The 11,667-nt window shown below is 63.8% G+C and carries 9 protein-coding genes; 2 read left to right on the forward strand and 7 right to left on the reverse strand.

From position 1 onward, the window contains the following. Positions 1–27 precede the first annotated feature (27 nt). The 5 genes from AC1DRD_RS09835 to AC1DRD_RS09855 form a co-directional block, all read right to left on the reverse strand. Positions 28–2,934: a DUF6493 family protein gene (locus tag AC1DRD_RS09835; RefSeq protein ID WP_478041256.1), complete on the reverse strand. Its 2,907-nt coding sequence runs from the start codon at positions 2,932–2,934 to the stop codon at positions 28–30. Then, positions 2,931–4,283 (reverse strand): SWIM zinc finger family protein, encoded by a 1,353-nt coding sequence (locus AC1DRD_RS09840; protein ID WP_478041257.1) that lies wholly within the window; start codon positions 4,281–4,283, stop codon positions 2,931–2,933. Before AC1DRD_RS09840 ends, AC1DRD_RS09835 begins: the two co-directional genes overlap by 4 nt. 262 nt (positions 4,284–4,545) lie before the next feature. After that, positions 4,546–5,832 (reverse strand): NAD(P)/FAD-dependent oxidoreductase, encoded by a 1,287-nt coding sequence (locus AC1DRD_RS09845; protein ID WP_478041258.1) that lies wholly within the window; start codon positions 5,830–5,832, stop codon positions 4,546–4,548. 242 nt (positions 5,833–6,074) lie between these two features. Next, positions 6,075–6,218 (reverse strand): hypothetical protein, encoded by a 144-nt coding sequence (locus AC1DRD_RS09850; protein WP_478032497.1) that lies wholly within the window; start codon positions 6,216–6,218, stop codon positions 6,075–6,077. Positions 6,219–6,249: 31 nt separating this feature from the next. Beyond that, a complete protein-coding gene (locus AC1DRD_RS09855; protein ID WP_478041259.1) occupies positions 6,250–6,663 on the reverse strand; it encodes a hypothetical protein in 414 nt (137 codons plus the stop codon). A 111-nt stretch (positions 6,664–6,774) separates the two neighbouring features. On the opposite strand from AC1DRD_RS09855, the gene AC1DRD_RS09860 reads away from it, so the two are divergent. Next, the gene (locus tag AC1DRD_RS09860) at positions 6,775–7,278 is read left to right on the forward strand and encodes a GNAT family N-acetyltransferase (RefSeq protein WP_478041260.1); all 504 of its coding nucleotides are present in this window, start codon (positions 6,775–6,777) and stop codon (positions 7,276–7,278) included. 89 nt (positions 7,279–7,367) lie between these two features. On the opposite strand, the gene AC1DRD_RS09865 is transcribed toward AC1DRD_RS09860, so the two are convergent. Further along, entirely contained in the window at positions 7,368–10,223 is a 2,856-nt protein-coding gene (locus tag AC1DRD_RS09865; protein ID WP_478041261.1) for a TonB-dependent receptor domain-containing protein, read from the reverse strand. A gap of 275 nt (positions 10,224–10,498) precedes the next feature. On the opposite strand from AC1DRD_RS09865, the gene AC1DRD_RS09870 reads away from it, so the two are divergent. After that, positions 10,499–11,434: a DUF2268 domain-containing putative Zn-dependent protease gene (locus tag AC1DRD_RS09870; protein WP_478041262.1), complete on the forward strand. Its 936-nt coding sequence runs from the start codon at positions 10,499–10,501 to the stop codon at positions 11,432–11,434. 29 nt (positions 11,435–11,463) lie between these two features. On the opposite strand, the gene AC1DRD_RS09875 is transcribed toward AC1DRD_RS09870, so the two are convergent. After that, positions 11,464–11,595, reverse strand: coding sequence for a hypothetical protein (locus tag AC1DRD_RS09875; RefSeq protein ID WP_478032490.1), 132 nt, complete (start codon positions 11,593–11,595; stop codon positions 11,464–11,466). Positions 11,596–11,667 lie beyond the last annotated feature (72 nt).

The raw sequence follows: 11,667 nt of genomic DNA on the forward strand, positions 1-11,667 counted from the left end.
GCCGGTGAAGGCCAAATGTGCCTGCAGCTAGGTGAAAGATTGCAGATGCTTCGCGATCTTCGCCGCCTTTCCGCTGCCGTCGAAGGTCTCTAGCGCAGCGCGCGCGTCGCTCGTCAACTTCTGCCCGGTCAATGCCTGCGCCTCGACCATCACCTCGAGCAGATGGAAAATGTTCCTCTGCCGGAGGTCGAGGCGGGGAAGGCATTGCTGCAGGGCATCGCTGACCACCGCGGCGTGGAGCGGCGACACCGGTACGACGAGCATCAGTGCCTCGCCGAGCCGGTTGAACTTTACCCATTCGCCCTGCGCCAATTGCACCATCGTCGCCGCGAACAGCGCGGGGTCGAACAACCGGGCATCGATCCCTTCGATCAGCGCATCGACCGATAAGCCCCGGGCATCGGCATCCTTGCCAATCAGCCCGATGCACAGCAGCAGATGTCCGGTCTCGCCCCATGGCCGTCCGCGCTGGAACAATGCCTGGAAGAAGCCAGATGAGGGCGACCAGCTGCTGCTGTTCTCGTCCATCCGCTGCGCTAGCTGCCTCACGCCCTTGATGTGCGACGCGGCGGGATTCTGCGGCCAGATCGTTGCCAGCCATTGGGTCACCCACAACACGTGCAACTCGCCCGACCAATAGCGCGCGCTTTCCACCCGGCGGTTCAGCGCCGCGCTCGGCAGGGCCGCCCAGTCCGTGGTGATCCGCTGACCAAAAACATGCCGGACCCGCCCGAACAGACCGGTTCCCGTCGCCACCTCCGCACCATCGCACGTCACCGACAGCGCCAGCTCCGGATGTTTCCAGCGCTGGCCGTGGGCCTCGGTGACCTTTTGCCCGGCGCGCCACGCATAGCGCGCAGGCGTGATACTGTCGGGCCAGGCGTCGCTGAGTTCGAGCGGCACGAACGCGGTGGTCCAGTCGGCGAGCGGAGCGCGGCAGCGAGCCGCGGTGATCCACGCCGCGTGGTTGCTACGATCGGCCCGATCCGGTGCATCGTCCCCGCCCAGCGCGAAGCTGGCGATCCGCCGCAGCGGCTCGGGCAGGCCCGCCAGCCGCCCGCGCGCCTCGGTTCGGTTGTCAGGGGCCAATCGCAACAGCGACAGGCGGAAATCCATGCTTTCGGCAAGCCCCGGCGCCTGGAGCGCTTGCAGCCGGTCGACCCATATGAGTGGGTCGATCCACCCGCCTTTGTGCGTCGGCGCGCAGAGCAGGGGCTGGCTCTCCCGCCGCGCGACTCTCGCGGTCACCACTCGCAGGTGCGCGATCAATGGCGCGAAAGAATCCTCGACTGTGTAATAAGCCGCGTTTTCGCGCGTCGTGCGATGCAGCCTCCCGGTCACCCAGGTGTGGAGCAGATCGAGCAGCGCGAGGCCGACCCCGGCGAAGCCAACCGTCACGCCGGCGCTCGATTGACCGTTCTGCAGACGATGGAGCAACGGCGCGGTGCGTGCGGCGAAATCGAACGGACGATCGCCGGCCAGTCGGCTGACCGCGTCGATGATCCGCTCGATCTCATCGGGCGAGTCGACCACCTCGGCCGCATGAAGTACCGCCTCGATCAGCGCGTCGACCGTGGCGATCGCCTCGACCGACCCGGCACTATCGAGGACACGGTGCGCATTGGGCTCGGCAGCAATCGGTTGATAGTGCGGGATTTCATCGACCAGCTCGACAGCCGGCGCGTCGGTGCTTGCCGCGCTGCCAAGCAGCTTGGCCACCCGTGGACGGTTACTCGCGGCGATAAAGGGTTCGGCCGAGCGAAGCACGTCGCGCTGTGCGTCGCCGAGCGTGGCGACGTACTTCTCCAGCAGGTCGAGCGCCTGCGCCTGGACGTCGGCATTCGCGTGGCGAAGCGCCTCGCATATCGCGCCGAGTGCCTCGGGATCCTTCCCCTTCGACCGAGCGAGCACGCGGGCGATCAGTTTGAGCGCCGCGGTGGCGTTGCCCTTGCCTTCGCTCGAGAACACCGTTTGCACCTCGCGCAGCACAGGCTTGGTATCAAGCGAATCGCGTTTTTCCAGATCGCCGAGCATGTCGATCGCGAATTTCACGACGTGTCCGACCGGATGGCACAACAGGTCGATGTAACGCTGCTGGTGGCGCGACTGTTCGTCCGGCGTGGCCGCCATCTTCCTGTAGAAACCGTGGAAGCCCGACAATTGGTTCTGCTTGAGGTCGAGCGTCAGCCCCGCCAGCGCGAGGCCAAGCAGGTGCTCGCGATCGACGTGGCCGGCAGTGGACAGCTTGACCAGCGCTTCGGTCCAGGTCTCATAATCGTCGCCGGCACCTTTGGTCAGCCAGGCATTGGTGTTGAAGGCGATGTTCTCGACCCGGAACAGCCCGTCGATGTCAGGAAGCAGACCGGGATCAGCGAGCAATTGCACGGTGATCGGTGGGACCGGTGGTGCCTTGCGATCATGGATATTGGTCCGCATCAAATACCAGGCGAACATGCGATAATAGCCGTCCACCTCGGGCTTGCGGCAAATCCCGTCACGCACCCAGCCGCGCAGGATCGCGAAATCGAGACGGTTGCTCTCGCTGTCGAGCATGTGCGCGATCCAGTCGTCGAGCCATTCAGGTCGTCGGTCGCGCAAGATGATGTCGAGCGGTGGCATATGTTCTTGCCAGACGAAGATATCGCGCTTCTTGACTGCCGAGACTGGACCGACGGCGAACATCGCCAGTAGCGCGTTACGAGTTTCGCGGGCGCTCCAATACGTCCACGTGTTCGGGCCGCGCGCGGTGAGCAATGCCGCAAGGCGCGGTGAGGCACTCTTGTCGGCCTTGCTCTGATAGAGCTGACGATAGATCTTCTGCGCGGTGGTCGAGAGTTTCGCGCGCTCTTTCTCGTCCAACCCGGTGAACGCGTGCGCCACCTGCAGCGCATCCTCGCTGTCGAGGATCAGCGCTTCGAGCGTTTCTGGCGTCATCGAGCAGCCGCGTCCTTCTCGTTGTCCTCCTGCGCGAGCGACGCCGCGAGGATGTGCTTGCAAGGGCCGCGCTGGCCCTGATATTTGCTGAACCACGGACAGGTGCAGCTGTGCTGCTCGCCCGTGAGACGGACGCGATGGATCGTGCCGGTACCCTGTACCTCGTAGGTCGCGGGATCGCCGGCGATCCGTTTGACCAGTCCCTGCTCGATCAACTTACGCGCATTGCCGAGCCGCGGCTGCATCTCCTCGACCTTGTCGAGATCGAACGGCAGCTCGCGATGGAAATAATGCTGCGCATCGGCATCGTAGCCAGTCAGCCCGCGGCTGCCGAGCACGGCAAGTGCCGAGGTCACCTCAGTCTCGTCGAGGCCGAGCGTTGTGCCGAGCGCGGCGGCGTCGAGCTGCGATTGCCATTTCAGGCTCGCACGGACTTTCGACAGGATCGCATCGGACGGCGGATTGGCCAAGGCCGTAAGGATCTGTCCCTCGCCCGAAAAGCCGCGAAACACTTCGGGGCTGATCATCAGGAAAAAGGCGCCGATCGGGTAGCGGACTTCCCAGGCGCTGGCGCCGCTTTCATCGTCGGACCAGATTCTCAGACTCTGCGCGCGCGGCAGCAACGGCTCGATCACCTTGACGCGATGCGTGCCGAGGATCGGAACCGCGCCCGGCGCCGGGCGCTGGCTGAGCCTCAGCGCGCGGCCCGTCGGGACCGCGTAGCTCGGCATCTTCGGCTTGGCCGCCTTCGGCAACGTACGCACGAAGCGCAGCGCTTCGGCGGCGCTCACCTCTGCGCGCAATTGCAGCCGCGGCTGGTATGCCTGAACCTCGCTGAACCCCTTGATCCAGCGCAGCGGCAGCTTGACCTTTTTCTCGATCGTCTGTTCGTTGCCCTTGCTCAGCACCACTTCATCCGCGCCGACCGCGAACTGCACATCCTCCTCATCTCGCAACCGGAGCAGCGCATTGCGCATCGGCGTGTTGAAATCGACATTGGTGGTGCCGCGCCCGTGGCATTCGCCGTCAAATGCCTCTGCGGGCAGATCGACCCGGGCATAGACCCCGCAGCAACCACTGAATCCTTCGAGCCGCAGCATGGTCTCGTTGCTGGTCAGGACGGGATCGAGGATCGCGGGGCGCGGGAGAAAGAAGTGCGTCCGGACGACATCGCTCAGGGTGTAGAGCATCTCGCCCATGATCCGCGGCTGACGGACGCGGCCATCGAAGAAATAGGGCTTGGCTTGGCTCGCATCACAGGTCGCCAGGGACAATTGCGGCTTGCCTGATGCGAGCGCGACGTTCGAGGCGAAGCCGTATTGATACGTGAAGTCGATCGCCGCTGACAAACTCGCCCCCTGCTGCGTCCCCTGCTTTCACCCAGACGTTAGCGCGTTGCCGGGCACTTCGAAACTCGTTTGCGTAGTTACCCATCACCATATGGCGGAGCCGCTCGATGAAGAGTTCGTCAGGGCCATAGCTGGACTGGTTGCGCGACCGCATGACTGCCGCGCCAAGTTCAGATCACCAATCCAATTAGGGTGCCACGTGCATAAATCCTCAAATTTCCGGCGAAGGGCAACTTGGGTTGGGGGAAGTATGAAAGCGGCATCAGTCGATCGCGGCTTCGCCCTTCGACTGCGTGATGAGCCGGGCAGCACGCTGATTCCGCGTGTAAATCCATAGCCAATTGAGCGCCACGCTGAGCCGCGCGCGCACCCCGACCAGAAAATAGATGTGGGCGATTCCCCACAGCCACCAGGCGATCGCGCCGCGCAGCCTGATCCGGCCGAAATCGATCACTGCCTTGCGCTTGCCGATCTGCGCCAGACTGCCCTGGTGATGGTAGCGAAACGGCCCGGTTTCGGGCTTGCCGGCAAGCCGCCGCCGGATCGTCTCGCCGACAAATGCGCCTTCCTGCTTGGCGGCCGGCGCGATCCCCGGCACCGGCGAGCCGTCGGGCGCCTTGACCGAGACGGTATCGCCAATCGCGAAAATCTCCGGATGGCCGGGCACGCTGAGGTCGGGTTCCACGATGATCCGGCCGTTGCGGTCGGCCGCCGCCTGCAGCCAGTCCGCGGCAGGCGAGGCACGCACACCCGCGGCCCAGACGATCGTCCGCGCCTCGACCCGCCGCTCGCCGAACGTGATGGCGCCCCGCTCGATCTGCGTCACCGGCGCGCCAAGGCAGACATCGACGCCGAGCTTCTCCAGCGCGTTCTTCGCATAGCTCGAAAGCCCGTCGGGATAGCCGTTGAGCACCTTGGGCCCGGCTTCCACCAGCAGCACCTTGGTACGATGCGTATCGACCGCGCGGAAGTCGCGCGGCAGCGTATCATGGGCAAGATCGGCGATCGTGCCGGCAAGTTCGACGCCGGTGGGACCGGCGCCGACGATAGCGAAGGTCAGCAAGGCCTGCTGGCGAACGGGATCGGTTTCGCGCTCCGCCGCCTCGAACGCCGCGAGGATATGGCCGCGGATGGCCGTGGCGTCCTCGATCGTCTTGAGGCCGGGCGCGAACTCTTCCCATTCGTCATGGCCGAAATAGCCGTGCCGCGCGCCGGTCGCGAGGATCAGCGTGTCATAGGCGATCCGATTACCGTCCGCGAGCTGCACGGCACGACCCGCTTTATCCACACCGGTTACGGTCGCGAGGATGGTCGTGACGTCGCGGCGATCGTGCAGCATCGATCGGATCGGCCACGCTATTTCGGATGGGGCCAGCGCCGCCGTGGCGACCTGGTAGAGCAGCGGCTGGAACAGATGATGGTTGCGTTGATCAATGACGGTGATGTCGACCGGCGCGCCTTTCAGGCATTTTACCGCCCATAGACCGCCAAAGCCCGCGCCAACGATGACAACGCGGTGGCGCCCCACCTCATTCGCACGAACAGTCATCGATCGCCTCCGCTTACCTCGATGTCCGAGCACGGACCATTGTGGCCTCACCTATATAGGACGGTGGCGGCGAGTAGCTCATTACCGGCGGCGTCATCCGTGGTTACGCCTCACTCACGAACAGCGCGGTTCGGATTAGGCTGATGGCACGCGCGGCAGATGTGTATTTCGGTGACCGTTTACTAAACACATCTAACCTGGCCGCAGTTACGGCGCCACGTGCATAAATCCCAATTCGACCTTCAACCGCCTTGGCTGCCATGATCAATAAAATCCCCGAGCTCACCCTTCGCGTCAGCCTTTTTGGAGCGCGCATAAAAGAGCCCACCTAGCGCGAGGCCGATTGCGACAACCACGCCGATTACCACCGGAAGCCAATGAACCATCTAATCCTCCCTGCATTCGCCAATGCCTATATTATTGTGACGATTGAGTAGTCTCGGCAAGCAAAGGATAGATCAACTCCTTCTCGCTCCTGATCCGCTGGCGCATGTCTGCCCGTATCTTGGTCGAGGCGGCGCAATAATCAGGCCAGCGGTCGGCGATTTGCCGCAAGGTCCACGAGCCGATGTGCTGGGTCGACGTGATCAAATTGTCCTTGCCTTGCGCTCTGAGCAATTCCAGCCCGGCCTTCCTCGCGGGAGGAGCATCCGCGATCAGCTGGTCATAGGCGCGCTCGAGCAGCATCGTTCGCGCTCTGCTGCTGCGGGTCAGCGCCTGCCTGAGCGCGGGGAGTCGATCCATCGGCGGTCGCGGCAAGCTCGTCAGTGCATCCAGTTCGTCGAGCTTGGCCAGAATATCCGCATGCAACCGCCGCAACTGCTCTAACATATTGTGTTCCATGCCATTCCGATAATCGCCAGACTAACTAATCTATGGTGAAGGAACCATAACCCCTCACTAAGGTGAGCGCGCTAATCTACCGCAGTGGACACTCCTCGCGTGATCATCCGGCCGGCCAAGCTTTCTGACCTGGACGAGCTTCAGGCGGTAATCCAACGCGCTTATCGCGGGCGCTCTGCCTCGGCGAGCTGGTCGCACGAAGGGGAATTGCCCGAGGGCGAGCGTGTCAGTCGTGGCGATCTGGAGGTCCAGCTCGGCGCAGCCAATGCGCGACTATCGGTGGCCGAGATCGCGGGGCGCGTGGTCGGATCCTCGCTGGTGGTGGCGGTGCCACCAGGGCAATGCGAAATCCGTCTGGTGAGCGTCGATCCGTCCCTGCAAGCCAAAGGCTTGGGAGGCCAACTCCTCGGACACGCCGAGCTGTTGGCCGTCGAAGCGTTCGCCGCAACCCACGCGATCATCGAGGTGCTGCAGCACAAGGCCCGCTTGATCGCCTATTACGAGCGGCGGGGATACCGGCAAACGGACGGCAGCCGGCCCTATCCGCATCCGCTGAAAGTGCCCGCAACGTTCGTGACGTATCGCAAGGAACTGCGCCGCTAGGCGTCAGGGTGCGCCGGCGGCATGTGCAGTAACGGGCGAGAATGGCTGAATTCCGTTCAGTCAGACCCGCCCGTCACCGTCAATGACGATCAGAACCCGTAGGACAGCCGCGCATAACCGAACTGACCCGGGATATCGTACGTGGTCGGATCGAAGTTCGCGCTGTCGCACGAACTGCAGATCGGCGGCGTCTTGTTGAACACATTGTTCACGCCGACCGTCAGCCGCATGTTATGATCCATCCAGGCCGGCGAATAGTAAAGCTGCACGTCGCCATAGAAAGTCGCGGACATGACATGGCCGTTCCCTTCGGTCACCGCGCTGATATAGCGCGCGGTGAACGATGCGCCGAACGCGGGCATCGACCAGTCGATCGTGCTGTTCAGCTTGAAGCGCGGAAACGCCTGGTCGGTCGCCAGGCAGCGTTCGGTCCCGGCGCAGACCTGGACCGGCGCCGATGGCGGCGCGACATTGTACTTGAGGAGATAGGCGGCATTGGCCGTCAGCCCGATCGTCCCGCCATGGATCTTGGGCGAGCGATAGATGAAGGTGGCGTCGAGCCCGTCGGTCTTGATCGCGTTGAGGTTGAGCAATCCCGCGCTGATGCCCGCGATCGTGCCGCTTGGTGTGCGCTTGATCGCGGAACAACTGATCGGGTCGGCGTTGAACGCGCAGCGGGCCAGCGTTAGCGACGCCGGGACCGAGTCGATCGCATTCTTCAGGCTGATATTATAGTAATTGACCTCCAGGCTGAGCGCCGACGCCCAGCCTTTCGACCAGCTCGGGCTGTACACTCCGCCCGCGGTGAAGGTCTTGGCGGTTTCCGGCTTCAGCGCTGAATTGCCCTTCGAGAACACGCCGAGCTGTCCGCCGGTCGGGTCGTTATAGCTGCCGTTCGCCGGTACGCCGTTGGCGATGCAATTCGCCCTGACCGTCGCGTTGGTCGGAAACAAACCGCCGGCGCCGCTGGTGCAGGGGTCGTTGATCGTCGCGTCGCTGCGCGACAGACCGGCATAAAGTTCGCCGATGCTGGGCGCGCGAAGACTCTCGGCATAGCCGCCACGGAACAGCAGGTCGGCGACCGGCTTCCACAGGCCCGATGCGGTGAACGTGGTGCTGCTGCCGAACGACGAATAGTCCGAATGGCGGACCGCGCCGTCGAGTTCGAGACGATAGAAGAACGGCGTGTCGGCCAGGATCGGCACGCGAAGCTCGCCATAGACTTCGTCGACATTGAAACCGCCGCGCGCCGGGCTGGTCGGGACGTCGGCGCCGAGTCCGGCCACGATCACCGGATCGGGATCGTAGCTCGCTTTCTGGACGCGATGTTCGTAGCCGATGGCGATTCCGACCGGGCCGGCGGGCAGGTCGAACAGCTCGCCCGACAGATTGGCGGTGTAATCGTACAGCCGTTGCAAACTCTTGTCGCGTTCATCGAACGTCACGTAATTGAGCATCGCCGGGGTGATCGAGCCCGCGCCACCGAAGATGTTGAACGGCACGCAGTCCCCGGTGCAATTCGCGACCGGACCCAGTGCCCGGGCAAGTTTTGCCGCGTTGAGGTTGCCGGTGAACAGCTGATGCGCATCGTTCAGGCCGAGCACGGCATTGGCGTCCCAATACCATTTCTTGGAGCCGAGGAAGAACGAGCCATCGACCGTGACGGTCCCGGAGAAGGTGTTGACGTCTTGCGTGAAGACACGCTGCCCGCCTTCGACGAAGCGTCGCCGGATGGTCGAATAATTGGCCGGCGTGCCGTCGGCGCCCGATGACAAGGTCACGCCGAACGGATTGTACGGATTGGTGGCATCGACCGAAATCGTGTCGAGCAGATTGCCGTTGCCGGCGTCGGGCCCGATGAACAGCGGCAGGAACGCCGCCTCGGTGGTCGAATGGCGATGGTTATAGACCAATTTGACCCGCAAATTGACCGAGCTCGACAATTCCTGCTTGAAATTGAAGAACCCGCCGATCCGCTCGTTCGGCGTGATCAGGTAATTGTACGGCGCGAAGTTGAACCGGTCGGCATTGGTATAAGCGCGGAAATCGGTCGGATAGACCGGCTTGCGACCGACCACCGGCGCGACCAGCGTCAGGCTCTGGCCGAGCACGTCGTATCGGCCATTGGGAATGGCGCTGCTGCAGCCGCTGATCGCCACCGCACAGGAGGTGATGCCCGCGGTCGGGAACAGCGAGATCGCGCGGTTGGCGGTGCTCACCGCTTCCTGCTTGGTATAGGTGCCGCCGAACACCAGCGAGGTTCCGGTCGATGGCGACTGGATACCGTAGCTCAACTGGAGGTCGGTGGTATGGCCATCGCCCTCGCGGTAAGTGCCGAATTGCGCCGACGCCTTGAGCCCCTTTTGCGCCTGGCGGGTGATGATGTTCACCACCCCGGCGACCGCGTCCGAGCCGTAGAGCGGGGAGGCACCGGACTGGAGCACTTCGACCCGCTCGATCATGTTGGTCGGGATTTCGTTGAGATCGACCGAGGCCGGGATGCCGCCCGCGGCGGATCCGTTGACGAACCGCAAGCCGTCGACCAGCACGAGCGTGCGCTTGGCGCCGAGATAGCGCAGGTCGATTTCCGCCGAGCCCGAGCTGACGCCGGTGCCGTCGGGCGGACCGCCAATATTGCCGGCATTGTTGACCTTGGTGTTCAGCCCGCCGCCCGCGCTGGGCAGGCGTTGCAGCACGTCGGCGACCGAACTCAGGCCGGTCTTGGCCATCGCTGCCTCGTCAACGGTGACGACCGGTTTGTCGCTATCCAATGGGCTACGGCGAATGCGCGATCCGGTGACGACGATTTCGTCGCTCGCGTCGGATGCTGCTGCTGTGGGGGTGGCGCCGGCGGTGTCCTGGGCAAATGCCGGCATTGCCGACAGGCCAGCGATCAGCGCCAGGCTGGCGACAGAGGTGCGTTGTGTGATGCGTAGGCGATTCATTGAGCCGTCTCCCTTTACGGCCCTCAAGCATCGCTCTCCTGCAGCGGCAAAAGGGACCAAATCGGGATAAGGCGCAAGCACAAAAGCTTCAGCCGCCGCCCACTCCACATATCCTTTCGAACGTGTGGCGGCGGAACAACGCCATTTTCGGTCGCCCTGCCTCCGCGACGCCGCTTACATTCGCTCGCGCTCCGGGTTAGACGGCTCGATCATGAACCCAGCGGCGGGCAGACTGCATGTCCATGATGTCGTGGAAATTACCTCGGAATAGCAAGTTGTTGCTGACGGTCTGGTGCCTGCTGGCGCCATGGGCCGTCCATGCCTCGCCTTGTCGCGTGATCGATGCCTATACGCCCGCCGATACGCTGTCGCATCGCGCCGCCGACCTGCCGCCGGCCGATCAGCTGAAGGCGTTCCGGCAAGGCATCATCGCGCGGTATCCGGGTCTCTACGCACCGCAGGTACTCGATCTCTCGCCCGCCCAGAATATGGATACGCTCATCCTTGCCTCATTGGCCTCGGCGCGAGAAAGCCAGACGCGTGCCGGACTGATGGTCACGTTGCGCCAATTGGTCGACCGTACGCAGGCATCGTTCCGCAACCTCGCCGGCTTTCGCTGCGACTTCCCGATCTATCTCACCGACAGCCTGGGCCAGTTCGATGGTGCCGGCCGTATCGTCGACGGACAGCGATCCCTCGTCCTGGGGGTGGATGCGCTTGACGGCGAGCGGAGCCTCATCGCGCTTCCCGTCTTCATCGCTCACGAGATGTTCCACCGTTACCATTTCATGGCCGGCGGCTTCAGCGACGACGATGCCGACCGCCAGCCGCTGTGGCGCACGCTCTGGGCGGAAGGGCTCGCGACCTATGCCAGCCGGGCGCTGACCCGCGGCGCGACGATCGAGCAGGCGCTGATGCTGCCGGCCGACCTTGCGCAACGAGCGGCGCCCTTGAGGTCAAGAATCGCCGCGGACCTGCTCGCGCATCTCGATCAGATCGACCCGGATGTCTACCGGACCTATTTCACCTACGGGAATAAGGCCGTGGCCGCGCGTGGTCTGCCCTGGCGATCGGGTTATTATATCGGCTATCTCGTCGCCGAGCGGCTCGCCCGACGCCATACACTCGGCCAACTCGCCCACATGCCGCCCCGCCAGGTCCACGCGCTGATCCGCGACGCACTGCGCGAAATGGCATTGCCGCGGACCTGACGGCGGAAGACGTCGGCGACGCAAACGCCTCAATAGGCCGCCGACAGCGTCAGGAACCATTGGCGCGGCGCGATCGGATAGGCGAAAGCCGTTTCGTTCGCGCGGATCGCTATCGGCGCAGTGCGCTCCCAGGCACCGCACGAATTTGTCCTGCGATTCAATTCCTCCTGTTCGATTGACCCGGCCGCCTTTGCACGAAACAACCATGCCTCCGGCGCTCTTGCGCCTCGGAA

It is taken from the genome of Sphingomonas sp. P4_G2, from assembly GCF_056401155.1.

Bases quoted from the DNA above. Each gene is read 5' to 3' on its own strand.
- AC1DRD_RS09835 (WP_478041256.1), bottom strand. From the start codon at position 2,934: ATGACGCCAGAAACGCTCGAAGCGCTGATCCTCGACAGCGAGGATGCG.
- AC1DRD_RS09845 (WP_478041258.1), bottom strand. From the start codon at position 5,832: ATGACTGTTCGTGCGAATGAGGTGGGGCGCCACCGCGTTGTCATCGTT.
- AC1DRD_RS09850 (WP_478032497.1), bottom strand. From the start codon at position 6,218: ATGGTTCATTGGCTTCCGGTGGTAATCGGCGTGGTTGTCGCAATCGGC.
- AC1DRD_RS09855 (WP_478041259.1), bottom strand. From the start codon at position 6,663: ATGTTAGAGCAGTTGCGGCGGTTGCATGCGGATATTCTGGCCAAGCTC.
- AC1DRD_RS09865 (WP_478041261.1), bottom strand. From the start codon at position 10,223: ATGAATCGCCTACGCATCACACAACGCACCTCTGTCGCCAGCCTGGCG.